A 26,128-nucleotide genomic window follows, 5' to 3' on the forward strand; every position below is an offset into this window, starting at 1 on the left:
ATATTAAAATTGGTATCGTAGCTGAATTTTAACTTCTGACTTTTTACTGCCTTGAATTTCATCTAAATAAGTACCGACGGTTTCTACATCTTTGTAATAGAACATGCCATACCTAGCCCAAATATTCAGTGTTTTGGCTAAATTGTATTTTAGATTAATGTAAGTTCTAAATCCGCTGCCACTGTACATTCCAAAAGCAAAACTGTACAATACATCATCTTCATAAGCGTAAATTCGGCTGTTATAGCTTGGTGTATCGAAATAGGCTATTCTTAAATTTCCAGTAATTTTCGAGAACATAGGAGAATAATCTACATCCTGGTAAATTAAGTAGCCGAACTCTCTATTTGCATCACCTTTTTTATATTGAGAAATCTCTAAGCGGTTTTGAAAACTCCATTTCTTGTTTAACCGCCAACTTACTTCCCCTCGATAACCTTCTTTCTTTACCTCGTCTAAGAAATTTATCGGCACATCTAAATCCGTATTTTGCTCTTTGTTCTCCGTTTTAAATCGAGCTAAAACTTTAAAGGTTTTAGTTGGTGTGTAAACCATCTGACCTAAAATTTCATATCCTTTTGATGGTGCATCAACTCTAAATTTTAACCATGGAAATTGAAAATAATCGCCATAAAAAGAAAAAGCCCAGCGTTTGCTTGGAACGATATTTAGGCCCGCATAGAGTCCTTTCTCGTTAACCGCCTCGCTAGCTTCGGCAACGGCTTGATTGAAAAAACTGTGGTAATTTTTACTGTAATTACGATAAGTTATAGCAGCAGAAACTATTGGCGATAAACTAATTAAAGCGCCATTTACGTAAGCAAACCCACTGTTTATACTTTTGGCTCCCTCTCCGTAGAAATATATATTTTTATAGGTGTAGTTGTAATAAATTCCGAGATTGGTTAGCGAATTTCCTGTAAAACTAAACTTATCGTAAATTGCTGTTTGAGGAATAAAACTATTTCCATACTTTGTTTGATAAGCAATAGCACCAATTCCAAAGTCATTTTTAGTATATTGAATTACAGCACCATAAATCTTCTGACTTAAAGTGCTCTTATTCTCGATTTCTGTAGGTGTTCGATGTAAACCAGTTTGATTTATAGTCGATTGAACTAAATTTCCTTCTAAATCTAAATCCTGACTAGCATCTAGTTTTCTAAAGGAAACAAAAGGTGTTAGATCAATATTTTTATTGAGGTTTATCGTCATCGAAATTCCTCGCAAAAAAGAATATTCATTAGTAGATGTATAGGGCCGTAAACCTAAATCTTTCTTTGCTACGCTGGCTACATCGGGCCCTTTGCCAAAAGAAAAACCAGACCATAACGTTAAACCTTGCCCAAATTGCAAAGAGTAATCGCCTAGTACCAGTTTTTTAATTCGACCAAGTTTAAATAACGCTACATTTGCCGAAACATAATCGAAAGGTTTACCAATAAACTTTTCGCCAGCATCTTTATCTAAGGTTAGCGCTGCCGAAACTATGGTACCGTAATGATAGCGATAACGTGTTTGGAAGCGTTCTGCTGAACCTAAATAGCGGTTTCCTGGTAAACTGGTATAGCCCTTTTGTTTTTGCATCGTTTGTGCTAAACGTATCATCAAATCACTTTCTCCAAGATTAAAAATTTCCTTAAAATTTAGTTTTTCATATTCAGTTGCAGCAGTGAGTGTTACGAATGGAATTAAGCATTGTACCGTTTTTGCGTCGAATCCATCGATGGATTGGAGTTCTAATACATCAACAAAATTTCCATTTTCTTTAATATGACTAAAGAAATTACTGATTTGTAATGGGGAAAGAAAAACAAAGGTTTTTAATTCTTCGGGTGTTGTTTTGTTCAAATTAATTGGATGTTTTCTATACCTGGTTAAAACATCAATCAATTCGGTCATGTCGTAATCATCTGGTAAATTTTCAGCGACACTTTCTATAACATCCCGAACATCAATTTCTTGTTCGTTAGTCTGTGCATTTGCAACAAATCCGATCATTACAAATAATATGGTAACCAATTTAAAACGCATAACCCAAAGCCATTTGAGGCTCATAACCAAGATTAGTATCGTAGGTTGTGGCCATGTCTATTAAAAATTTTCTGTAGTTCAATCCAAAACCTACATATTGCTTAAAAGGCTTTGCACTCAAGCCTCCTCGTAAACTCAATAAATCAAACATTTTGTAATCGATACCTAGTTTTATATCTATTGATTGATCTAGAGTTTTGGAGATTGTGGTTGCTATTAACACCTTATCAGATGCGAAATAACTTGCACCTATGTTGTATGAAGTTGGTATTGCTGCAAAAACTATTGTGGAACTAAATTTTTGCTTTGATGGATTATTTACAAATGCACCAAATGTAAAATCATTATTAAAGTGATATAATAATCCAAAATCAATAGAAAAGCCATTTGATGAGCCGTAGTTGGAAATTTTTAACTGATGATAATTGCCGTTTAAAGCTATTGATAGCTTTTCGCCAAACTTTTTCGCGTAAGCAAAACCAACCTTACTTTCATTATATTCTGAAAAACCATATCGCTGGAAAGTTGTTCCTATAAAATTGTTTTTAAATGGGATTACGGCCACCAAGCCTTGTGTGCTAATCTCATTACTAAAAAAATGCTTAGTGTAGTTTAATGAAACAGTTGTTTTTTTGAGCCTTGAAATTCCTGATGGATTGGCTTGTAGCGACCAAACATCGGTTACAGCAGCGCCATTATTCCCCATAGCTGTGAGCCTGGGACCTAAATTATTTTGCGCAAAAAGAGCATAAGTTGATAAGAGCATCAACAAAGAGCACAGTATTTTCATAATCGAGCGTTAACAGGATGTATAAAGAATAGAGTGATTTGTTGTCTGTTACCTTAAATCTAGTGAAATAATTTTAAGAAAATAACTTTGATATTAAAAATAATTTAAATGCTAAATATTACCGAGTCCATCCCACTATTCCTAACGAAACTATAATAGCAATTCCGAAACTCAATAGCGTTCCAATTAAAACATATTCTGTTAATTTTAAATCATGCGCTTCCTTTAAATCTCCGAAACGGAAAATAGATTTGGCTGCGAGTAAAAAACCTACTGCTTCAAAGTGATTAGTAATTATAAAAACAAAGATTAAAACACGTTCTAAAACTCCAATATATTTTCCTGCATTTTGCAACGATTTTGGGCTTTCATCATCACTTTCTGGCAACCATTTAGCAATAATAACTTTCATAATTATTGATGTTGGCAAAGTTAAGAAGAGCACTCCAGCTGCTATAATCCAAGTTTTAATATCATTGATGTAACTAATATCTAAATATCCTTTATAGAAAAAATGCCAAACCAGAATTATGGAAGAGAAATGTAATAACTGATCAATAAAAAATAATAGGCGGGCATTTTTCTTAGTTTGAAATATAGATTTTCCAGCATCGATAAAAAAATGCAATACTCCTATAGATAAAGCCATTTTCCAAACTCCAAAACTCAGAAATATCAAAAAGATCAATCCAATATGTACTGCAATATGCATATACAGTTTAGCTGATTTAAGTTTCTTTCGCTCCTTATCTTTTACCCAAGAATTCGGTTGCAAGAAGAAATCGCCAATTAAATGTACAAGAATGAGTTTAATTAAATAGATATCCATTATTTAGAAAATATTTGGTTCAATTTTTTACGATACAACTTGTCCATTTCCATCAATTCTGAATAATGTGCACGCTTTAAAGCCTCACTTACTGATGATTGCGTTCTTCCAGAAATTGTAGCCAGTTCGCTTTGTAATAAATTTCCATTTTCCATTGCAAGCTTTACCATTTCGGCAGCTACAAGTCCCCAACTATCCATTGGAATTAATGCCAGCTTAATTAAAACATTAATTTCTTCATCAAATTCTGGAAATTCAGTTTTAATTGCCAAATTAACTTTAGCTTGTTTTAAACTATCAAAAGCTATCCCTGAGTTAACAAAAGCATCTCCAGTAGATTCTGAAAGTCTTTTGCGATTACTTTTTACTTCACCAATACCAATGCCCATTCTTACATCGGCAGGCTTATTTAACTTTATACAGGCTTTTAAATAGGCTACTGTTCTAATGGCGTTTTCAGGTTCTACTTCTAGCTGAAAACTATCTCCTCGATAAATCTCCCACTTATTGTTTTGTCCTAAAATTACTTTAAAAGCCGATTTTAAACTTGTTAACCAGCTATCTTTAATCTTTCTTGAGCCTACAATATCACCTGTTATAATGCAAATCATATTACAATATCGGATTAAATAATTAAAACAAAAAATAATATCGGGTAATTACCCGATATTTCACTTTATCGGCTAATTACCCGATAATTTGTTTTATCGGCTAATTAGCCGATAACTTAATTATTCTTAACTTTGATTTATAATGATATTTAATCTGAATTTATAAAAAAACTAAGAATGCAAATCCATAATCTGCTTTAATTGAGAAGCTTGCAATACTCCACTTTGCCGCCAAACAGGTTTTCCTTTCTTAAATAAAATCAAAGTTGGTACACTCTGAACATTATAAGTAGCAGCTACTGGCTGATTTTTATCGATATCAATTTTAATAATTGTGGCAGAATCGCCAACCTGAGATTTCAACTGCTCTAGAATAGGCTTCATCATTTTACATGGACCGCACCATTCAGCGAAAAAATCAACCAAAACGGGTTTTTCGCCATTTATCAATTCAAAAAATTTAGACATAGTTTTAATCTTTAACTAGAAAACAAAAATTGGATAAATTTGATTTTAAATTAAAAAAGTCAAGCTTTTAAAAGAGGGCACTGAAAAACTAGCCATTTAAAAAGGGCTTATGGAATAAAACATTCATAAGCCCTTTTCTTTATGATATTCGCAATCTCTTAAATTCTATTTTCCATTTAGAGGATTCTAAGAGGCCTTATCTACCATTTTTTCTCAATATTTAATACGACATTTTTAACAAGGACTTTTTCAGTGCCCTCTTTTAAAAACCTGACTTTCTTTTATTAATTAAATTTCTCTGTTCAAATCCCAGGTTTCCAAGTAATCAGCAACTCTGCGCACAAACATTCCTCCTAACGAACCATCTACAACTCTATGATCGTAAGACAATGAAAGGAACATCATGTGGCGAATCGCAATTACATCGCCATGTTCAGTTTCCAAAACAGCTGGCTTCTTTTTAATTGCACCTACAGCCAAAATAGCTACCTGAGGTTGGTTAATAATTGGCGTACCCATCACATTACCGAAAGAACCTACGTTTGTTAAGGTAAATGTTCCGCCTTGTGTTTCATCTGGTTTTAGCTTTGAATTTCTAGCCCTCGAAGCTAAATCGTTAACAGCCTTAGTTAAGCCAACTAAGTTTAATTGATCCGCATTTCTAATCACGGGAACAATTAGGTTCCCGCTTGGTAATGCTGCTGCCATACCAATATTGATATTATTTTTCTTAATAATTTGAGTTCCATTAACTGAAACATTAATCATCGGAAAATCTTTAATTGCTTTAGCTACAGCTTCTACAAAAATCGGCGTGAATGTAATTTTCTCATTTTCACGTTTTTCGAAACTATTTTTTACTTTATTGCGCCATAAAACCATATTGGTTACATCGGCCTCAACAAATGAAGTTACGTGTGGTGAAGTTGATTTACTCATCACCATGTGATCGGCAATAAGTTTACGCATTCTATCCATTTCAATAATTTCGTCGCCACCAGAAACTGAAGTAGTTGAAGGTTTGTTTGGAGTAGAAACAACTGATGGCGCTGCAGTAGACTTGTTTTCTACAGCTTGTTGCTGCGTGGTAGAAACTGGCTGCCCAGCGTTCTTGCTATTTATATAATTTAATAAATCGTCTTTATTTAAACGACCATCAGCACCAGAACCTTTAATTGAATCGAGTTCTGCTGTTGAAATATTTTCTTGAGAAGCTATACTTTTTACTAACGGAGAATAGAAACGATCAGAGGCCGAAAGAACAGTTTGTGGAACAGTTTTTTCAACTGGTAATTGTTCGATACCAGGAATAACTTCAGTTTTTTCATCAACTACAGGAGCAACTTCAGTAACTGTTTCGGTTTTAACTTCGCTTCCACCCTCAGTTTCAATAATTGCAATTACATCTCCAACCTGAGCTACCTCATCCTCTTTAAATAATTGCTTTACCAGCTTACCAGCTACTGGCGATGGAACTTCAGAATCTACCTTATCGGTAGCTATTTCAAGAATGGTATCATCTAAATCAATAGAATCACCTGGTTGTTTTACCCATTTAATCACCGTTGCTTCTGCAACGCTCTCACCCATTTTTGGTAACAATAATTCGTATTGAGCCATATTAAATTACAGTATATTATATTGGTATTGCGACAAAAATACAGTTTTTATTCGTTCAACTCGTCTTCCTTAAGTAGATTTAATAACATTGCTAAGGCCGATGCAGCCGAACGTTCGATGTTTTGAATACGTTTGTTACTGAAAGTAAACACTTTAGCTACAGTTTTATTTTTTGATGAAATTGCAATCCAAACTGTTCCAACTGGTTTATCTTCTGTCCCTCCATCGGGTCCGGCAATTCCACTTACTGCTATAGAATAATCGGTTTTGAAATGTTTTATTGCTCCTTCGGCCATTTCTATAATGGTTTCTTCACTAACAGCGCCAAATTTTGTAAGTGTGTTTTCTTTTACGCCGAGTATAGATTCTTTTAATTCGTATGCATAAGCTACTGCGCCACCAAAATAAACCGAAGAACAGCCTGGATGCTGCGTAATTAAATGAGCAATATATCCGCCAGTACAGCTTTCGGCAGTCGATAAAGTTAAGCCCCGAGCTTTCATAATATTCAAAATCGCTTTTTCAAGCGGAATATCTTCATCAACTACAACGAACTTTTTAACCTTTTCAATAATTTGTTTAGAATATAGCTCTACTTCAGCTTTTAATGCATTTTCATTATCGCCTTTGGTGGATAAACGTAAACGCACCTGACCTAACTTTGGTAAATAGGCTAATTTGATATGTAGAGGCAAACTGTCTTCAATTTCCTCAATTTCTTTAGCAAGAAATGATTCGCCAATATTTGCTGTAAGAATTGTTTTATGAACAATTGATGGTAACTTAAATCTTGATTTAATTCTTGGAAGAATTTCATCATCCATTAAATACATCATCTCGTAAGGCACGCCAGGCATCGAAACAAAAATTTTATTGTTTTGCTCGAACCACATGCAAGGTGCAGTTCCGTTTCTGTTTACAATAACTTCGCAACCATCAGGAACATCTGCTTGTTGTATGTTTATATCCAATAACGGGCGATTATATTTTTTAAAGATTGATGCCACCATTTCTAATGCTCCATCATCTCTACGAAAACCCATACCAAAATATTTAGCTAAAGTTTTCTTTGTAATATCATCTTTAGTTGGTCCTAAACCACCTGTTATCAAAATTATGTCAGCACGTTTTTCGGCTTCGGCAATAGAAGTTAAAATGTGTTGCTCATCATCAGAAACTGATGTAATTTGTTTTACAGAAACACCAATTAAATTTAATTGCTTAGCCATCCAGGCCGAATTGGTATCTACAATCTGACCAATTAGAATTTCATCGCCAATGGTTATAATTTCTGCTAACATAATTTATTGATAGGTATTGTAGAAACCTTGTCTTTTACTCAGTTTTAAATCTTGCAGGATAGAAGATTTAACCTTAATTGTTACCGAATAACTTTTGTATGCACCGTAAGGAATCCAGTTTACGCTCATATCCCAGCAGTGCAAGTCACGGTAAATTGCAATATTCATTGGTGTTAAGCCATTATTTTTGAAATCGTAACCTGCATTAAAAGTAAATTTCCACTTTGGTGTAAGGTTAAAATCGCCATTAAAATTTAATGTATTGGTAATTTGGCTTACACCTAAAATATTAGAGTAGTTAAAACTATATTGAAATGCAAAATTCCAGGGAATGTTAAAATCAACAAATGCATTAGGATCACGGTTAATTGCATTTAATTGTTCCGATTTAAGCGGTGTCATACCTTGCTTTTCAACTTGCCCTTTTAAATTATCGTAATTTTCGTTTTTCTTTTTAACTGCATCAGCATTAAAGCCGTAATCGAACGAGAACCCGAAGCTTTGCAAACGTGGCAAAAACTTACCACCTTGCCAAAAATAACGGCTATCTTCTAACTTTTGAACAAATGCTCCAGTAATAATATTTGTAGAATCTCGTAGCAAATATGGATTTAAAACACCATTGTAATTAATACCTAATTTATCGGTAAACTGCGAACGACCACTAAAGCTTATATCGGATAACTTTCTTGTTTTTTGAAGAAAATTATAACTACCGCTAAAAGTTAAACCTTGAATAATTGGTATTTTCCTACTCCCTGTACCAGTTGTATCTTTTGGAGATCTAACTTTTAATTCAGTCGTATTATCTAAAGTAAAGCCTATGGATGCTTGTCTTCCTCCAAAAGAACCAGGAAAAGCACTTTGCTCGAAAATTGAATAGGTAACATCTCTGCCAGTGCTCAAGTCTCTAATTCTTTGTCCGTTTTGATCTAAACCATATTTGTAAATTCCTACCGAAGGATCGGCAAAATCAGGAGAATAAGTAAAACTAACCGATGGCGTCATTACGTGCCTTAATTGTTGAATGTTACCCAGGTTTTTAAATTCTTTACTTTTACCATAAACCTTGGTAGACATACTGGTCGATAAATTATAACTTCCAGCCCGTTTAAAACCTGTTAATGTATCGGTTCTAAAAGTATAAGTTCCATCAGTATATTTTGTATAACGCTTATCTATAGTTTGGAAATTCCAAACTTCATTATAGGTTCCACCCAAACTAAATGTTAAGTATTTAAGCAATGTAAAGTTCATCCCGATAGGGATATTATGAGAAAAACCACTTTTAAGCTGTCGAAGTCCTTCTGGTTTAAACAAAATACTATCCTTTGTAGAAATGCTATTATTTCCTTGTAAACTATAGCCTACTGTAATTTTTTGATACCATTTCTGCTCGCCTGTCCTGTCTTTTGAATCGAACGGGCTTATAGTTGACATATTTAAGTTAAACTGAGGAAGCTGTAAATCTATTTGTTTGGTACTAAAAGTTTGGTTAGCACTTAATGCAGTACTAAAGTTAAATAATCCGCCAGCTAAAACCTTAGAGTATGCAATTGAACTGGTTGAAACATTTTGAGCAATAGCACTCTGATCGTAAGATGAGTTTGCGGCTGTTGCGGTATAATATGTACTCGAACTCAAATTTACACTGGCGGTAAAGGTAGAGCCTGGGTGAGCATTTGCATTTTGACTGTGCGACCAGCCTACCCTGAAATTTTTCCCTACATTTTCTTGGCCTTGAATACCATTTCTGGAATTTGCATAGTTAATATTTATATTTCCGTTAAACTTATAACGCTGAATATAGTTGCTGGATAAAGTTCCTTCATAGGATCCATTGGTGTAAATGGTACCCAATATTTTCGCATCCCAATAATCGTTAAGGCCTAAATAATACCCTGCATTTTGGAGGAAGAAGCCACGTGAAGCATCCTCTCCAGGGGTTGGCAAAAGTATCCCCGAAGTTCTTTTATTTGTTTTAGGAAAGAAAGCAAATGGTAAAGCAAAAGGCGTAGGCACGTCTTCTATAATCATATAAACGGGGCCGGTTATAATTTGCTTTTCAGTGGCGATGCCTTTACTAATCATTAATCCAAAATGTGGATGCGGTAAATTACAAGTGCTGTACATCATATTTTTGATGTGTAACTCATTATCTGCCTGTTTCTTACTCTGTCCGCCAGAGAAAAAACCGTCATCTTGTTGCGAAAAAACACCGAAAACCTTGGCTCTGGTTGTGGCAGAATTATAATATAACGAATCCGCTATCGCAGAACCTTCGGTACCAGATTTAAAAATAGGTCGGCCTACATATCTTTTTGTTTTTGGATTTGTTCTCCCGCTGGCAAAAATTACATTATTCTTCTGATCGTATCGAATGTAATCAGCATCCAATTCAAAATCACCATATACAACTCTTGCATTTCCATACATGTATATAATATTTTTGTCTTTGCTCATTACAACCGAATCGGTTGCTTTGTATTCTACTTTTTTATCGAGATCGCTATTATTTTTCGATTTTATTTTTGAGGTATCCCTTTTAGAAGTGTCTTGTTGGATAACCTGTTGCAATGAAAAACGAGAAAATGCGTTAGCTTTACCAACAGCTAGTGTTAATAAAATGACAGAAAATAGTAAAATAGAGTTGCTAAGAAGTTTCAAATTCGTATTTGAATGTTATTTTTGCACAAATGCTTAATCAAAAACGTTCAAAATTAGTGAAAAATATACCATTGATGTACCTTAAAAAATTTTTAACATTTATTATTTGTTTAACGTTACTAAATACGTTTGATAATCAAGCCTTTGCGCAAGAGTATAAAATTAAAACAATTGTTATCGATGCTGGTCATGGAGGTAAAGATGGTGCCACGCACGGTATTTATTCTAAAGAAAAAGATGTTGCTTTAAAAACAGCTTTAAATTTAGGTAAGGCTTTACAAGATAGTATTAAAGACATAAAAATTATTTACACCCGCGAAACGGATGTATTTATTCCTTTATACGAACGTATTAATATCGCCAACAATGCAAAAGCCGATCTTTTCATTTCTATCCACTTAAACGATATGCCCGTGCGTGTATCAAGAGTGGTTGATTATTATAAAAAAGTAAAAGGTAGAAAAGTACCAGTATATAGAACTATAACTTCTAAAAGCACTTCTACCAGAGGTACAGAAACATTTGTTTCGGGTACGGGCCGATTGGGCGAACAAGATGAGGTTATCAAACGAGAGAATGCTTCGATGTTTTTAGAGGATAACTACAAAAAGAACTACGAAGGTTTTATTGCCAATACCCCTGAAAATGATATTATGATATCGTTAATGAAACAAACTAACCGAGATAGAAGTTTAAAGTTTGCTTCAATGCTTCAGCAAGAATATGTTAATGCAGGCAGAATTAACCGCGGTGTACAAGAAAAAAGTCTTGCTGTTTTAGCTCGTGCGGCAATGCCAGCAGTTTTAACCGAAATCGGTTTTGTAAGTAATCCTGATGAAGAAGATTATATGAATTCGCAAGAAGGTCAAAACGAGATTGTAAACGGAATTATTAAAGCAATAAAAAGTTATAAACGCTTATCTGAAACATCTTTTTAATTATTTATAGATGAAGATTAAACTTCTAGTTGCATTTCTTTTTGTTTTATTAATTACTATCAATCAAAGCTTTGGTCAAGGCTATCGAATCAAAACAATCGTTATTGATGCTGGTCATGGAGGTAAAAAACCAGGTGCATCAGGAAGTTTTTCGAAAGAAAAAGATATTTCGTTAAAGGTTGCTTTAAAACTTGGGAATAAAATAAAAGAAGATTTACCTGATATAAAAGTTATTTACACCAGAACAAAGGATGTTGATGTAGATCTGTATCGTAGAGCAGAAATTGCCAATGAAGCCAATGCTGATCTTTTTATATCTGTTCATTGTAATTCCATGCCACCAGGTAATAAAGGAATTAAAGGTGTAGAAACCTTAGTAGCTGGTTCTCACCGATTAAAGGAACAAGATGCTGCAATCCGTGAGAATGCAGATATCAAACTTGAAAAGAATTATAAAAGTAAATACGATGGTTACGACCCCAATAACCCAACAACGTTTATAATTTTATCACTATTAAAAAATGCCTTTCGCGATAAAAGCATTAAATTCGCAAAATTAATTCAGGATAGTTATATAAAACGCGACGAAAGATTTAGCCGTGGAGTTAAAGAACAAGGAGTTTTAGTATTACAGAGATGTGGAATGCCCGCGGTTCTTACCGAAGTTGGATTTATATCGAATAAAGCTGAAGAAATATATATAAACTCTGAAAAAGGACAAAATGAGATTGCTGAATCCATATTGGCAGCAATTAAAACCTACAAAAAAAACATTGAAGTAAAATAACTGGCACTATAAGTGTTTTTAATTTTGCTAAAAAAATAACAAATACCAAACAAAAACGTTGATGCAAACATTATGTATTATAAATACCTTTGCACAACAAAAATAATAGAGCGCTCTAGCAATTATTGATAATAAAAAATCAGGATTTGCAGCCAATAAACAGAAACACATGAAAATTAAGAACGAAACCAAAGTAGGTATTTTAGCTGCATTTGCCATTGCTTTATTAATTATCGGCTATAACTTTTTGAAAGGAAATTCAATTTTTTCGAGCGAAACAACATTGTTTGCCAGATATACACGGGTTGATGGTTTAACTGTATCAAAACCAATTTTAATTAACGGTTATCAAATCGGCCGAGTTGCGAAACTTCAGTTAGAGCCAGGTGGCACAATTTTAGCAACCCTAAGTGTTAATAGTAAATACGAAATCCCTGAAAATAGTATTGCCCGTTTAGAAGGCACCGATCTTTTAGGTAGTAAGGCTATTGTAATGTCGTTAGGCGATTCTAAAAAAATGGCAGAAGATGGTTTTACACTTAATGCTAATGTAGAAAAGGGATTAATGGATCAGGTTCAGCCAGTTCAAAAGAAAGCTGAATTAATTATTGGCAAAATGGATTCTATTTTAAGCAGTGTGAATTCTATTTTAAATCCAAACTTCCAGAAAAATGTTGATAAGAGTTTTAACAGTATAGCTGGAACACTTGCTTCTTTAGAAACCACATCGAAAAAAGTTGATGGTTTAGTTGGATCGGAAAGTGCACGTATTGAAGCAATATTTAAAAACGTTGAAGGTATTACAGCTAACTTAAATAATAACAATAAGAAAATCAGCGATATTTTAACCAATATAAATACCGTTACAGATAAATTTGCTGCAGCTAATTTTAAGCAAACATTAGATAATGCAAATAATGCAATTGCAGATTTACAAAGTGTAATTTCTGGAATTAAAGATGGTAAAGGAACCTTGGGTTTACTGTTGAATGATGATAAAATGTACAACAACTTAAATAGCGCTTCAAAAAATCTTGATGAGTTAATGATAGATTTAAAAGCAAACCCTAAGCGTTACGTACACTTCTCCGTATTTGGAGGTGGCAGCAAAAAAGATGATAAGTAAATACTATACAGCTTATAAAACCGAAAGCCCTACAGCAAAACTGTAGGGCTTTCTTTATAGAATAAATTATTGTTGCTGCTTTATATCTTGTTTTAAAGAAGGGATATCTAAACTATTTTCTTGCTTTAAAAATAGGAACACAGTTACAAACTAAAAGTTCTACCTTCTACTGCCAACTCGGTATTTTCAAAAACAGATTGCGCTTCTTCTAAAAGCATTTGTAGTGTTTTGTAACGAGAGGAAAAGTGTCCGATCAGCAATTTATCTATTCCATTTATCTTAGCAATCTCTCCTGCTTGTAATGCAGTTGTATGATGGGTTTCGTTTGCCCGGTCTAAGAGTTCGTGCATAAAAGTCGCTTCGTGATAAAGCGTATTGCAATTTTTTATGATAGAAAAATATCGTTCGTCATACATCGTATCCGAGCAGTAAGCGTAGCTTCTAGGGGGATCTGCTGGAGTTGTATAATCTTCACTTCTTATAATTGTACCATCAGGCAATTCTACATCCATACCCTTTTTTAAAGCGGTATAGTAAGCCATTGGAATATCATCAGTTTTTTCTTTAATCAGCTTTCGTTGCCTTTTTTTCTGCTCAAAAATAAAACCAGTAGTTGAAATGCGATGATTTAAAATTATAGTTTTAACTATCAAATCGCCATTCTCAAATATCTGCTGAGATTCATTCGCCTCAATCGGAAAAAATTCAATTGGATAGCGGAGCGTAGTATCTGAATATTTAAACTGAATTTCTAAAATTTCGAGCAATGGTTTTGGCCCAAAAATTTGCATGGGCTTAATTCTGCCATTTAAATGCAAACTCGAAAGCAAACCAATTAAACCAAAATAGTGGTCGCCATGTAAATGACTAATAAAAATATGATCAATGCGTGCGGCCTTAAGATTGTACTTGGCTAATTGCAGCTGCGTTCCTTCTCCACAATCAATTAAATAATATTTCTCATTACAATTTAAAAGCTGTGCCGATGGATTCCTGTTAAAAACAGGTGTAGCCGAACTGCTCCCTAAAATTGTAACTTCGAATTTCATCATGGTAAGATATAAAAAGCCTCGTAGATTTTTGGAAACTACGAGGCTTAAATTTTATTTTAACGGTAATTATTTTGCGCCTCTAAACTCTTTCTCTAATTCATCCATAAAGATGAAATCTGTTGCTTCTGCTAACGTATTAACAAACGTAACAGATTGAAATATGTTTGATAATTCGATAATTGATGCTAATTCATCGTTAATTCCTGTAACGATAAACAAACCTCCAGCCGATTTACAAAGTCTATCCCCAACCAACAGGCAGCTCAAATCCTGAGCATCATTACATTCCTTTACCTGACTTAAATCAACTATAATATTGTTAAAACCTTCTGCGTTAAGCAAGTATAATTCTGATTTTAACCCAGGGGCGTTATCATTGGTAAACTTAGATTCTTTTAACTTTAAGGTTACGTATTTATCGTGTTTATCTACTGAAAATTTCATCTCTTCTAATCTTTATTTTACTAATGTATAAATTTTCTTTTGAAACTATAGCGTTTCTAAAGCCTTTAAAACATTGCTTTCAATTCGGTTTGAAATGGCATCGGCATCAGCTTTAATAAACTTTTCGCCAACAATTTTTTCATATAGCTCAATGTAACGTTCAGATATGGAACTAACAATCTCTGGTGTCATTTCAGGAATAACCTGACCATCCTTACCCTGGAAACCGTTTTCAATTAACCATTTTCTAACAAATTCTTTAGACAATTGCTTTTGGGGTTCATCCGCATTTTGACGTTCCTGATAACCTTCTGCATAGAAATAGCGAGAAGAATCTGGTGTGTGAATCTCATCAATTAAATAAATAACACCATCAGCTTTACCAAATTCATATTTCGTATCAACCAAAATTAATCCGCTTTTTGCGGCAATTTCAGTTCCGCGTTGATATAAGGCAAAAGTATACTCTTCTAATTTTTCATAATCAGTTATGGAAACAATGCCTTTAGCCAAAATATCTTCTTTCGAAATATCCTCATCGTGCCCAACTGATGCCTTTGTAGTTGGCGTGATGATTGGTTGAGGCAGTTTATCATTTTCTTTTAAACCATCGGGTAAAGAAACACCACAAACCGAACGTTTGCCTGCACTATATTCTCTCCAGGCATGGCCTGCTAGATAACCTCTTATTACCATTTCTACTTTAAATGGCTCGCAAATACGACCTATCGTAACCATCGGATCTGGAATATCTAATACCCAGTTTGGAACAATATCTTGCGTAGCAGATAAAAATTTTGCAGCAATTTGATTTAAAACCTGTCCCTTAAACGGTATGGCTTCTGGTAATACAACATCAAATGCAGAAATACGATCTGATACAACCATAACCATAAAGTCATCAGATATAGTGTACACATCGCGTACTTTACCTTTGTAGAAATTGCTCTGATTTGGAAAATTAAAATGGGTTTCTTTTAGTGCTTTCATGAGGCCATAAAAATAAGTAAAAAGTCCGAAAGTCAGCAGCTATAAGTTATAAGATAAAGTGTTTTTAATAAAAAACCTCGCAGTTTTAATAACTACAAGGTTTAATTTATTCTAAATTTTTTAATGCTTTTTCAAATGATTCTTCTGAAATGGTAGCGATTACAATATTCTTTACTTGAATATCAATTCTATCATTTAGCTTAAATAATTGAAGTCTTCCTTTAAAAATATGCTCCTTATCTTTTTCCAAAAAAGAAACTAAGTTTTTAAGCTTTTCTTTACGACAAACCCATTCGTCATTATTTTTAGAAATGATTAGTCTTACCATATGGGGTAATTTTTCAAAAGAAAGTTTTAAATTGTTTTGAAGACTGATGCTTTCCATAAAAATAAAATCTATGTCTAAAGTTTCATTTATTTAAAAGAATCTGAAATGAACTCACGGTGATGACCATTTATTTTACTTGCCAACTTCTATTGTATATCACCATAAGCTTTCAGAATATCTTTTACCAATTTATGTCGAACAACATCTTCTCCGCTAAGATAAATAATGTCTATTCCCTTGATATCTTCTAAAATTCTTAAACCATTAAACAAGCCAGACATTTGTTTTTTAGGTAAGTCAATTTGAGTAACATCACCTGTAACAATAAATTTTGCGGTTGGCCCCATACGTGTTAAAAACATTTTTAACTGCATATCAGTGGCATTCTGAGCCTCATCTAAAATTACAAAGCAGTTATCTAATGTACGCCCACGCATAAAAGCTAATGGAGCAATTTCGATGGTTCTGTTTTCGATATAAAATTTCAACTTCTCTGCAGGAATCATGTCGTCCAAAGCATCGTAAAGCGGACGTAAATACGGATCAATTTTTTCTTTTAAATCACCAGGTAAGAAACCTAAATTTTCTCCTGCCTCTACTGCTGGGCGGGTTAAAATAATACGCTTAATTTCTTTATTCTTCAGTGCACGAACCGCTAACGCAACCGCTGTGTAGGTTTTACCTGTTCCAGCAGGGCCGATTGCAAAAAGAATATCATTTTTGGCAATACTGCTTACCATTTTACGCTGATTTGCCGTTCTTGCCTTAACTAATAAGCCGTTTGTACCAAAAACAATCACCTCACCGCCCCCACCAGTTGGCTGTTCTACATCTTTTTTTGCTACTCCGTTTGCCTTCGAACCTAATATCGATTCGACATCATTATTAGTTAAAGAACTGTACTTTTCAAGGTGTGCTACGAGTTGGTTAAACTTTTCTTCGAATGACTTAAGTTCCTGTTCATCACCGAGAACTTTAACATCACTCCCTCTTGCTACAAGTTTTAACTTTGCAAAAGCACCTTTAATCATTTCGTAATTCTCATTATTTGCTCCCCAAAAATGAGCAGGATTTACGGTGTCCAGAGTTAATTTTAATTCGTTCAAATTATAGTATTTTAAAAAGTTATCGGGCTATATTAATTAAAATTTGAATATTTGCAGACGCTTATGCCTCCACACAAGAATAAGCAATAATAATGAATTTTTAATGGGTATAATTACTTTAACAACAGATTTAGGTTCGAAAGATTTTTACCAGAGTGCCCTTAAAGGTAGTCTGTTAACGCTTATGCCTAACGTTAATTTAGTTGACATTACGCATGAGGTTCCGTCATTCAACATTTCTTATGCTGCTTTTGTATTAAAAAACGCATATCCTTACTTTCCAAAAAATACGGTACACCTTATCGGCATAGATTCGGTGTACAGCGAAAACACTAAATATATTGCCGTAAAACACCGCGATCATTATTTTGTTGGAGCCGATAATGGAATCTTTTCATTGCTTTTTGATGATGTTCCAGAGGATGTTGTTGAGTTAAATATTATGCAAGATTTAAAATATTTACATTTTCCTTTGGTTGATATTTTTGTGAAAGCTGCTACGCATTTAGCTAAAGGAGGCAGATTAAGAGATATTGGTTTACCTGTAGCAGAGATTGAGCAAAAGATGCTTTTACATCCTGTTATTGAGAAAGATATCATTCGTGGAAGTGTGGTTTATATTGATACATTCTGTAACGTAATTACTAATATTACTAAAGAATTATTTACCAAAATTCAAAAGAATAGAGATTTTACTTTATACTTTAGAAAAAGCGAAACCATTACCCAACTAAGCTGGCATTATAACGAAGTGCAAGAGGGTGAAAAACTATGCTTATTCGGAATTAGTAACCATTTAGAAATTGCAATTAATAAGGGTAAAGCAAGTGGCTTATTAGGTTTACATCTTGGCGATATCGTTCGGGTTGAGTTTCATCCTTAGTTGAGCTGAAAGCTTAAAGGCTAAAGCTGAAAGTTTTATAAAAGGAGACACAGAAGTACGGCCGTCATTGCTTCGTGCCATGCAATGACGAAACTTTGTAAACCAATTACAACTGAGCTGATGAACATCGACTCAAACAACTTCCACGCTTTTCACGTTTATACAAAATGAAGAAATATTTTTATCTGCTTTCCATCCTATTCGTGAATTTTCAGGCTTTTGCCCAGCAAGACACAGCAGCATATGCTGCTCAAAGGGTAAAAGTAAATACGTTACTGGCTGAACGAAGCACTAAATTTGGTCAGTACGATGAAAGTTTAAGTCAACGGACTGGAATATTCGGTTGGCAAACCAAAAAAGATATTAAAAACTCAAATGAAATTCTTCGGCAGGTGGTTTTAACTGATAATAATATTTTTAAAGAATTAAAAGTATTAATGGATTATAAAGACTTGCAAAATCAGCAAAAAGTAGCCGTAGCCGATAATTCTGAAGAAAGAATACAGAACTATATGCGTTCTATTAAAAAACTTCAAGACCAAAATGAAGCGTTAAAAAGTGAAAACGCTAAAAAAAATAGTGGAGGCTTTTCAACCTATATCATTGTGTTCTTACTTTTAATTATGGCTGGCGGATTTTATTTCTTCAATAAGAAAATTAAAAGTTATGAAAAAAGGACTGTTTAAAGTTTTGGCGAAGATTAATAAAATTATTCTGCCAAGTTTATATAAGAAAGATCCAAATAAGCTATCTGCTTTTCAGAAGGCGATTTTAGGTTATCGTTATTGGGTTACAACGAATGCATTAGATTAAACTAATAAAGCCATATTGAGCCTGTCGAAATATCATTGTCTTCGACAAGCTCAAAATGATAAGTAGATTATTTCTTAAAATGCTCAATAATCAAAGTTGCTAATTCCGTACCAATACGTTCTTGCGCTTCGTTAGTTGATGCACCAATATGCGGTGTTAAAGAAATTTTCGGATGAGTTAAAATCTCAGCCAAAGGTGTAGGTTCGTTATCAAAAACATCTAAACCAGCGAAAGAAACTTTACCAGAATTTAAGGCTTCAATTAAAGCAGGCTCATCAATTGTTCCACCGCGAGAACAGTTAACAATACCAACGCCATCTTTCATTTTAGCAAACTCTTCAGTGCCTAAAATCGGTTTATCAGCAAATGGTGTATGTAAACTAAAGAAATCACTTCCAGTAATTACTTCATCTAAAGAAACTGTTTTAATTGGAATACTTACCGATTTACCACCTTGAAATTCTAAAGTGATTTCAGATTCTGATGGATATAAATCATAAGCCAAAACATTCATACCTAAACCTAAAGCAACTTTTGCAGTTGCACGACCGATACGTCCGAAACCTATAATACCGATGGTTTTACCACTTAATTCAGTTCCTTTTGCGTAAGCTTTTTTTAGGCTGTTAAATTGGGTTGCTCCCTCAACAGGCATTTTACGATTAGCATCTTGTAAAAATCTGATTCCTGTAAATAGGTGCGAGAAAACTAATTCAGCTACAGATAATGAAGATGCGGCTGGTGTGTTTACGACAGCAACACCAACACTTCTAGCATACTCAACGTCGATATTATCCATACCAACTCCACCTCTACCAATTAATTTGATGTTTGGAACAGCGTCAATCAGTTCTTTTCTAACTTTAGTTGCACTACGAACGGTAATTGCATCATAGTTTTTTAAAGCTTCTGCTAATTGATCTTGAGGAATAGTTTCTGTATCAACCTGGAAACCTGCCTTTTCTAATAATTCTTTTCCGATAGGGTCTATTCCATCGTTTGCTAATATTTTAATCATTGTTATTGATGATAGCGCAGATTAAACCATTCATTTAATCTACGAGATTATAGTTTTAAATTAGTTCGCTTTTGCTTGGTTTTCTTCGAACGATTGCATAGCATCAATCAAAGCGTGTACACTTGTAATTGGCAAAGCATTATACATTGAGGCACGGAAACCGCCCACGCTTCTATGTCCTTTAATACCAACGATACCTTGGTCTTCTGCAAATTTTAAAAATGGTTTTTCCAATTCCGCGTTTTCCATCACAAAACAAATATTCATTTTAGAACGGTCTTCTACAGCGCAAGTACCTTTAAATAATGGATTACGATCAATTTCTCTGTAAAGCGCTTCTGCTTTTTGTTTATTTTCTTTTTCAATTTCAGCAACGCCACCTTTTGATTTTAACCAACGAAGATTTAACAAGGCGACATAAATAGAGAACACAGGTGGTGTATTGTACATTGAACCGTTATCAATATGCGATTGATAGTTCAACATCGATGGAATTTTACGATCAATTTTACCTAAAATTTCATCCTTAACAATTACGATGGTTAAACCAGCCGGACCAACATTTTTCTGGGCACCAGCGTAAATTAAATCGAATTTTGAAACATCAATTACACGGCTCATAATATCCGATGACATATCGCAAACAATCGGAACAGTCGTTTCAGGTGCTTCGAAAAGCTCTGTTCCGTAAATTGTGTTGTTAGATGTATAGTGAAAATAAGCACTATCTGCTGGAATTTCAAAATCTTTAGGGATAAACGTATAATTTGCTTCCTTAGAAGATGCAACAACATTCACATTGCCAACAAATTTAGCTTCTTTTAATGCTTTAGTTGCCCAAACACCTGAATCTAAATAACTTGCCGTTTGTCCATCGCCCAATAAATTCATTGGAACCATTGCAAATTGCAAACTTGCACCGCCTTGTAAAAATAAAACGGAATAACCCGATGGCACATTTAATAACTCTTTTACCAACTTATCAGCTTCAGCAACAACTGCCTCAAATTCGGTTGTTCTGTGCGAAATTTCTAAAATCGATAATCCATCGTTAAAATCTAAAACTGCCTGTGCAGCTTGTTTAAACACTTCTTGAGGTAAAATACAAGGGCCTGCGCCAAAATTATGCTTCATCTTATTATATAATGTTTTATGGCGGTAAATGTAAAATTTTTAAAGCAGTTATGACTATAAAATCGTATCATAAAAAATTAAATTTTGTTAAAAATTAGCACGAATTATATGGTTTTGTTACATTTTTTGTAATTAAAAAAATAGAAGCAAAATGCGTTTACTCTTTTAATTGTGCAGTAAACATCATTTTTTTGATGTTTTTCTGATTTCACAAAAATTAAAACTATATTTTGCCGTTTAATACAAAAAATAATAAATGAATAAGAGTAGAATTTTTAGAGCGTCATTAGTCGCATCATTTGTAATTACATTACCTTTTTTAGCCAATGCACAAAAAGCAAACTGGCAAAATCTCGACCTTAAAACTGATTCTGTTTTCGGAATTGGTACAGAAAAAGCATATAAAGAACTTCTTAAAGGGAAAAAATCAACGAAAGTTATTGTCGCAGTTAACGATGGTGGTGTTGAATCGACACATGAAGATTTAAAGAGAATTATGTGGGTAAATACCAAAGAAATACCTGGTAATGGTATTGATGATGATAAAAACGGTTACATAGATGATATTAATGGGTGGAATTTTATTGGCGGGCTAAAAGGTTCTGTAGATCACGAAACTTTAGAATTAACTCGTTTGGTTCGTCGTGATCAGGTTAGATTTGCCAATACAACAGATGCTAATGTTTCAGAAAAAGATAAAAATGCATTCGAAGCTTTTAAAATTGAACGTTCTGATTTGGAGACTCAATTAGGAGAAGCCAATGCAAATTTATCGGGTTTAAATGGATTTAAAGCTGCTTTAGATGCTGTTGTAAAAAAGATCGGTAAAACCAACCCAACTGCAGAGGATTTTGCCAATTTTAAACCTGTTACCAATGCCGACGCCCGCATTCAGGAAGTACTTGCTGATGAATTAAAAAAAGGAAGTTTTGCCGATTTTTATAATGAGCAAATTACAGAGGGTGTAAAATACTACACAGAGCAAATTGAGTATAACTTAAATGTGAGCTACGACCCAAGAAGCATTGTAGGTGATGACCAAAATAACGATACAGAAAAGTTTTATGGCAATAATGATGTAGCTGGTCCTGATGCAATGCATGGAACACATGTGGCAGGAATTATTGCCGCCGATAGAACCAATAAACTGGGTATTATGGGCGTTGCTGATAATGTTGCAATTATGGCTGTTCGTTGTACGCCAAATGGCGATGAACGCGATAAAGATGTAGCAAACGGAATTCGTTATGCTGTTGATAATGGAGCTAAAGTTATTAATATGAGTTTTGGCAAAGCCTATAGCTGGAACAAAGCCGTTGTTAACGAGGCAATGAAATACGCTGCCTCGAAAGATGTTTTAATAGTACAGGCCGCAGGTAACGAAAATAAAGATATTGATAAGGAAAATAATTTTCCAAATCATAAAGATTTAGATGAAAAAACAATCGCATCGTGGATTACGGTTGGAGCCTCTGGTTCTAAAGACGATGAAACGTTGAAAGCGAGTTTCTCTAATTTTGGTAAAACACAAGTTGATGTTTTCGCACCTGGCGTTAAAATCCACTCAACTATTCCTGGTTCTAAATATAAAGATCTGGATGGAACAAGTATGGCTTCGCCAGTTGTAGCTGGTTTAGCTGGTTTAATTCGTTCTTATTACCCAAAATTATCTGCTGCACAGGTAAAAGAGATTATAGTAAAATCAGTTACAAAAGTTAATCACAATGTGGATTATAAAAAAGGTGAAGAACCAGATGCTCCTAAAGTATCTGTTCCTTTTGCAGATTTATCTATTAGTGGTGGAGTTGTTAATGCTTATAATGCATTAAAATTAGCAGCTACTTACGAAGGTAAAAGTATTACAAAGTAGTTTAACAATTGATTTTAAAAGGCGAATTTCATCAAGATATTCGCCTTTTTTTTTGAATTGAAGATAGAGTCATCCCATTTTTTTTCGATAATAACTTTAGCTTAAGAAAGCTTTTTGCTTACTCAATAACATTCCTATTTAGTTATTATATCTATTCTTCCACCTTTTATAAATAAATCGTGTGAAACAAAGTAGCCCTTATTTTCTTTTCCATCTACTATAATTTTAGTAATCGCTCTACCCTTTTCAGGTTTTGTTATGGTAACCATTTTTCCATTACTTGCTCTCCATTTTACTTCATCAAATAGTGGAGCTGTAACAATATATTCAGCATCGGTAGCAGAAAATGGATATAAACCCAGGGCACTGAATACGTACCACGACGACATTTCGCCTGCATCATCCATGCCGCAAAGTGCTAAGCCATCATCACCAATTCCGTATAAATTATTTAGTATATTGTCTATAATTTTCTGAGATTTTTCAGGTTTTCCAATAAAATGATATGCAAATGGAGCTTCATGATCGGGTTGGTTGCCGTGGCAATATTGTCCTATCATCGTTTCTACATTTCTGGCGATATAGCTTGGATTCCATGGCACCGTAAACAAAGAATCTAATTTCGATTCAAAACCTTTCGGACCACCATATAATTCTATTAATCCTTTCATATCGTGTGGCGCGAAAAAAGAAACCTGCCAGGCATTTGCTTCTCTATACATATATTCATAATATGGAAATTGCGGATTAAAAGGTGTAATCCAACTTCCATCGGCCAACTTTCCCCTCATAAACCTGCTAGAAGGATCAAACATATTTTTATAGTTTTTAGATCTGGCCATCAAAATTCTATAATTAGCGGTATCTCCTAATTTCTTGGCTATCTGGGCTACAGAATAATCATCGTAAGAATACTCTAAGGTTTTGGAAACACCTGCACTTGCTTTTGTTTCAACGACTGGATTGGCAATATCAGGTTCTGAGATAAAACCTTTCTTTATATATTCTTCAATATGCGGTCGAGCACCTTCTGGTGTATTGGCATTTTTTAGCAGAATTTGATAAGTTCCCTTGATATCAAAATTATCAATACCCCTTAAATAAGCACCTGCAATAGATGACGAACCATGGTCGCCATGAAAAAAAGTTGGTATAAAACCTTTCTTATCCCCTACATCTTTCATTGATTTAATTACATCCAATGTAACTTCAGGAGAGATTAGACCTAACAGCACATCTTTATTACGGTATGTATCCCACAACGATGGTTCAGTATAATAATTAAAGCCCGTATTAGCCACTTTATTCTTAGCATCGGTAAATTCGCCATTTACATCGCTACGTAATGCAGGCCACAAAAACGAACGGTACAAGCATGAATATAACATTACTTTTTGCTTTTCCGTACCACCTTTTACTTGTATGGAAGATAAAATTGCTTCCCATTTTTGAGTAGCTTCGTTGCGAATATCATTAAAGGTTTTCTTGCCAATTTCTTTTAATACATTTTGTTTCGCATTTTCAGTGCTCACAAATGATAAACCTATTTTAACTTCTACAGGCGCTTTACTTTCATTTGCCAAATGGACGATTGCATAACCTGTACGTTTTCCTTCTTCTGTTTTTTCGAGTTTCGCAATGTTAGTATTTATAATAGCATAAAAATAAACGTTTTCGCCGCCCTGAAATCCTTTAATAACAGAGGTTCCTTCTTGCTCGATATTCCAGTTGGAAACTTTACTGTTGGCCTTTCCTAAATCAAAAAGAATTTGTCTGTTTTTATCGTTTTTAAACTCGTATTTATGATAACCAGCTCTTAACGTTGAGGTTAGGCTAACATTCACATTGTAGTCGTCTAAATAAACCTGGTAAAAACCTGGAGCAGAACTTTCATTTTTATGTGAAAATTTAGAGCCAAATTTGCTTCCAGGATTAGACATTGGCAAAAGTGGAATATTGCAAAGATTCCAGTGGCCTTTGTTGGTATGTGTAAATCCTAATATTACAGAATCTTCATACTCGTAACCTGCACCAGAACCATACTCTGTCATCGGACTTAACTGAACCATTGCATTTGGCAGAGAACTACCAGGGAATGTTAAACCTGCCCACGAACGCCATCCTTTTGGAAGTTCATAACCTAAAATTTTAGGATCAGTTAATGGAGCCGTTCCTATAAATGTATTCACATATCGGGAATAATTACTATTCGTTTGACTTTTTACAGCAATAGATGACAGTAAAAAAATTAATATTAGGCTTAATAAATTCTTAGCTCGGTTTCTCATACTAATGATACATTTTTGGTCGGTATATCAAATATAAAAATTTCAACCAATGCGATTAAAAAGTAGCATTAAAGTTACCCTAAATCGTTTTATTAAAAATACCATGATTCTAAAATATTTGGTGTTTAAAAAAAATAATTAATTATCCGACACAGTATGTTATGATTTAGGAATGGAAGAAATGATCAATTATTTATTATGATTTGGACAGATACCCAGCAGCAAATAATCTTAGGTAAATTCAACCAATAGATTTGGTTTACATAATTCTTCAGTAAGCTCTTTATTTATTCTACTCTATAAAAATATTCTTTTCTAAAAAGTATTCCAGAGGTACTAATACCTTCAATAATCATTCGATAATTTCCAGCAATATCATTGTTCTTAAATGAGAAACTAGCTTTACCATTTTTATCGGTTATTAAATCTGGCTTCCAAAATAAGGTAGAGCCAGCATCATCCCTGTCGTTGGCATTAAAATTATCTGCTTTGGAAAGAGGAAATTTATATGTAGCAATATTTTTAGATGTTGTTGAATAGTATTTTCCATCTCCTTTTTTAGTTGTAATAACAATTACACCACCAGCACCACGAATTCCATAAATACCCGAATAAGCCACATCTTTCAAAATCTCTATGCTTTCTACATCATGTATGGCTCGTAAACTGCTTGCCACACCATCAACTAGAATTAACATAGGTACTCCAGGTGCGCCCCTAGAGGAATAAATATTACTGTCAGCAAAAGGAAGCCCGCCTCTAATCGCACCTGTGAATCTTATACCTGATACTCTTAATAGAATTGTCCAATCTATTTCGTGCTCTAAATCTTTCTCTGTAAAAACTTTATCTGCTTGCCCAGGGCCATTTAAATTAAAAGAATGTGAGTTTATCAACTTAGGCTTGGGATTATAATCTCTAATTTCTACATCTTTTAGGTTGATTCCATCTTTATTAATTAATGGTTTTCCTTTCTGATTTTTAAGCGTTACAATTTTTTTCTGTTTAGGAGTATTCACACTATCTAGTAA

The 26,128-nt window shown here is 34.0% G+C and carries 24 protein-coding genes; 7 read left to right on the forward strand and 17 right to left on the reverse strand.

Annotated features, from left to right (window positions below; translation table 11 throughout):
* Positions 1–3: 3 nt before the first annotated feature.
* The 8 genes from ACZZZI_RS17620 to ACZZZI_RS17655 form a co-directional block, all read right to left on the reverse strand.
* Positions 4–2,058: a helix-hairpin-helix domain-containing protein gene (locus ACZZZI_RS17620; protein ID WP_463490348.1), complete on the reverse strand. Its 2,055-nt coding sequence runs from the start codon at positions 2,056–2,058 to the stop codon at positions 4–6.
* Positions 2,024–2,824 carry a PorV/PorQ family protein gene (locus tag ACZZZI_RS17625; RefSeq protein WP_463490350.1) on the reverse strand — a complete coding sequence of 267 codons (801 nt, stop codon included), beginning with the start codon at positions 2,822–2,824 and terminating at the stop codon, positions 2,024–2,026. Before ACZZZI_RS17625 ends, ACZZZI_RS17620 begins: the two co-directional genes overlap by 35 nt.
* A gap of 118 nt (positions 2,825–2,942) precedes the next feature.
* On the reverse strand, positions 2,943–3,653 hold the full coding sequence (locus ACZZZI_RS17630) for a DUF3307 domain-containing protein (RefSeq protein WP_463490352.1): 711 nt from the start codon (positions 3,651–3,653) through the stop codon (positions 2,943–2,945).
* Complete coding sequence (locus ACZZZI_RS17635) at positions 3,653–4,264, reverse strand: hypothetical protein (protein ID WP_316758887.1); 612 nt, start codon at positions 4,262–4,264, stop codon at positions 3,653–3,655. The genes ACZZZI_RS17630 and ACZZZI_RS17635 overlap by 1 nt, the downstream gene beginning before the upstream one ends.
* Before the next feature lie 171 nt (positions 4,265–4,435).
* On the reverse strand, positions 4,436–4,732 hold the full coding sequence (gene trxA, locus ACZZZI_RS17640) for a thioredoxin (protein WP_316758885.1): 297 nt from the start codon (positions 4,730–4,732) through the stop codon (positions 4,436–4,438).
* Between the two features lie 288 nt (positions 4,733–5,020).
* A complete protein-coding gene (locus tag ACZZZI_RS17645; RefSeq protein WP_344770065.1) occupies positions 5,021–6,352 on the reverse strand; it encodes a dihydrolipoamide acetyltransferase family protein in 1,332 nt (443 codons plus the stop codon).
* 47 nt (positions 6,353–6,399) lie between these two features.
* Positions 6,400–7,653, reverse strand: coding sequence for a competence/damage-inducible protein A (locus tag ACZZZI_RS17650; RefSeq protein WP_463490355.1), 1,254 nt, complete (start codon positions 7,651–7,653; stop codon positions 6,400–6,402).
* Positions 7,654–7,656: 3 nt separating this feature from the next.
* The gene (locus tag ACZZZI_RS17655; protein WP_463490357.1) at positions 7,657–10,320 is read right to left on the reverse strand and encodes a putative LPS assembly protein LptD; all 2,664 of its coding nucleotides are present in this window, start codon (positions 10,318–10,320) and stop codon (positions 7,657–7,659) included.
* A gap of 74 nt (positions 10,321–10,394) precedes the next feature.
* Between ACZZZI_RS17655 and ACZZZI_RS17660 the strand changes: the two genes are divergently transcribed.
* The 3 genes from ACZZZI_RS17660 (at position 10,395) to ACZZZI_RS17670 (ending at position 13,171) form a co-directional block, all read left to right on the forward strand.
* Positions 10,395–11,258, forward strand: coding sequence for an N-acetylmuramoyl-L-alanine amidase family protein (locus ACZZZI_RS17660; RefSeq protein ID WP_316758875.1), 864 nt, complete (start codon positions 10,395–10,397; stop codon positions 11,256–11,258).
* Positions 11,259–11,268: 10 nt separating this feature from the next.
* Positions 11,269–12,045 carry an N-acetylmuramoyl-L-alanine amidase family protein gene (locus ACZZZI_RS17665; RefSeq protein WP_316758873.1) on the forward strand — a complete coding sequence of 259 codons (777 nt, stop codon included), beginning with the start codon at positions 11,269–11,271 and terminating at the stop codon, positions 12,043–12,045.
* A 169-nt stretch (positions 12,046–12,214) separates the two neighbouring features.
* Positions 12,215–13,171, forward strand: a complete 957-nt coding sequence (locus ACZZZI_RS17670; protein ID WP_316758870.1) for an MlaD family protein — start codon at positions 12,215–12,217, stop codon at positions 13,169–13,171.
* 143 nt (positions 13,172–13,314) lie between these two features.
* On the opposite strand, the gene ACZZZI_RS17675 is transcribed toward ACZZZI_RS17670, so the two are convergent.
* From ACZZZI_RS17675 to ACZZZI_RS17695, 5 genes are all read right to left on the reverse strand, one after another.
* Complete coding sequence (locus tag ACZZZI_RS17675; RefSeq protein WP_463491806.1) at positions 13,315–14,220, reverse strand: ribonuclease Z; 906 nt, start codon at positions 14,218–14,220, stop codon at positions 13,315–13,317.
* A 69-nt stretch (positions 14,221–14,289) separates the two neighbouring features.
* Positions 14,290–14,667 carry an STAS domain-containing protein gene (locus ACZZZI_RS17680; protein WP_316758868.1) on the reverse strand — a complete coding sequence of 126 codons (378 nt, stop codon included), beginning with the start codon at positions 14,665–14,667 and terminating at the stop codon, positions 14,290–14,292.
* A gap of 45 nt (positions 14,668–14,712) precedes the next feature.
* The gene (locus tag ACZZZI_RS17685; RefSeq protein WP_316758866.1) at positions 14,713–15,657 is read right to left on the reverse strand and encodes a phosphoribosylaminoimidazolesuccinocarboxamide synthase; all 945 of its coding nucleotides are present in this window, start codon (positions 15,655–15,657) and stop codon (positions 14,713–14,715) included.
* 106 nt (positions 15,658–15,763) lie between these two features.
* The gene (locus tag ACZZZI_RS17690) at positions 15,764–16,042 is read right to left on the reverse strand and encodes a hypothetical protein (protein ID WP_463490361.1); all 279 of its coding nucleotides are present in this window, start codon (positions 16,040–16,042) and stop codon (positions 15,764–15,766) included.
* 89 nt (positions 16,043–16,131) lie between these two features.
* On the reverse strand, positions 16,132–17,091 hold the full coding sequence (locus tag ACZZZI_RS17695; RefSeq protein ID WP_316758862.1) for a PhoH family protein: 960 nt from the start codon (positions 17,089–17,091) through the stop codon (positions 16,132–16,134).
* Between the two features lie 103 nt (positions 17,092–17,194).
* On the opposite strand from ACZZZI_RS17695, the gene ACZZZI_RS17700 reads away from it, so the two are divergent.
* The 3 genes from ACZZZI_RS17700 to ACZZZI_RS17710 all read left to right on the forward strand — a co-directional run bounded on the left by ACZZZI_RS17700 (position 17,195) and on the right by ACZZZI_RS17710 (position 18,787).
* Positions 17,195–17,974, forward strand: coding sequence for an SAM hydrolase/SAM-dependent halogenase family protein (locus tag ACZZZI_RS17700; protein ID WP_344770073.1), 780 nt, complete (start codon positions 17,195–17,197; stop codon positions 17,972–17,974).
* Positions 17,975–18,141: 167 nt separating this feature from the next.
* Positions 18,142–18,660, forward strand: coding sequence for a hypothetical protein (locus ACZZZI_RS17705; protein ID WP_463490364.1), 519 nt, complete (start codon positions 18,142–18,144; stop codon positions 18,658–18,660).
* Positions 18,641–18,787: a hypothetical protein gene (locus ACZZZI_RS17710; protein ID WP_344770077.1), complete on the forward strand. Its 147-nt coding sequence runs from the start codon at positions 18,641–18,643 to the stop codon at positions 18,785–18,787. The genes ACZZZI_RS17705 and ACZZZI_RS17710 overlap by 20 nt, the downstream gene beginning before the upstream one ends.
* A 67-nt stretch (positions 18,788–18,854) precedes the next feature.
* Here the strand turns inward: ACZZZI_RS17710 and ACZZZI_RS17715 are convergent, their stop codons facing one another.
* Positions 18,855–19,805 (reverse strand): D-2-hydroxyacid dehydrogenase, encoded by a 951-nt coding sequence (locus ACZZZI_RS17715; RefSeq protein ID WP_463490367.1) that lies wholly within the window; start codon positions 19,803–19,805, stop codon positions 18,855–18,857.
* Between the two features lie 60 nt (positions 19,806–19,865).
* Positions 19,866–20,939 carry a 3-phosphoserine/phosphohydroxythreonine transaminase gene (serC, locus tag ACZZZI_RS17720; RefSeq protein ID WP_316758851.1) on the reverse strand — a complete coding sequence of 358 codons (1,074 nt, stop codon included), beginning with the start codon at positions 20,937–20,939 and terminating at the stop codon, positions 19,866–19,868.
* A 256-nt stretch (positions 20,940–21,195) separates the two neighbouring features.
* Here serC and ACZZZI_RS17725 point away from each other — a divergent pair, with 256 nt between their 5' ends.
* A complete protein-coding gene (locus ACZZZI_RS17725) occupies positions 21,196–22,809 on the forward strand; it encodes a S8 family peptidase (RefSeq protein WP_424059059.1) in 1,614 nt (537 codons plus the stop codon).
* A 134-nt stretch (positions 22,810–22,943) separates the two neighbouring features.
* On the opposite strand, the gene ACZZZI_RS17730 is transcribed toward ACZZZI_RS17725, so the two are convergent.
* Both ACZZZI_RS17730 and ACZZZI_RS17735 read right to left on the reverse strand, forming a co-directional pair.
* Positions 22,944–25,097 carry a GH92 family glycosyl hydrolase gene (locus ACZZZI_RS17730; RefSeq protein WP_463490369.1) on the reverse strand — a complete coding sequence of 718 codons (2,154 nt, stop codon included), beginning with the start codon at positions 25,095–25,097 and terminating at the stop codon, positions 22,944–22,946.
* A gap of 287 nt (positions 25,098–25,384) precedes the next feature.
* Complete coding sequence (locus tag ACZZZI_RS17735) at positions 25,385–26,116, reverse strand: hypothetical protein (RefSeq protein ID WP_463490371.1); 732 nt, start codon at positions 26,114–26,116, stop codon at positions 25,385–25,387.
* Positions 26,117–26,128: the final 12 nt, after the last annotated feature.

Source organism: Pedobacter sp. AC190 (genome assembly GCF_979258025.1).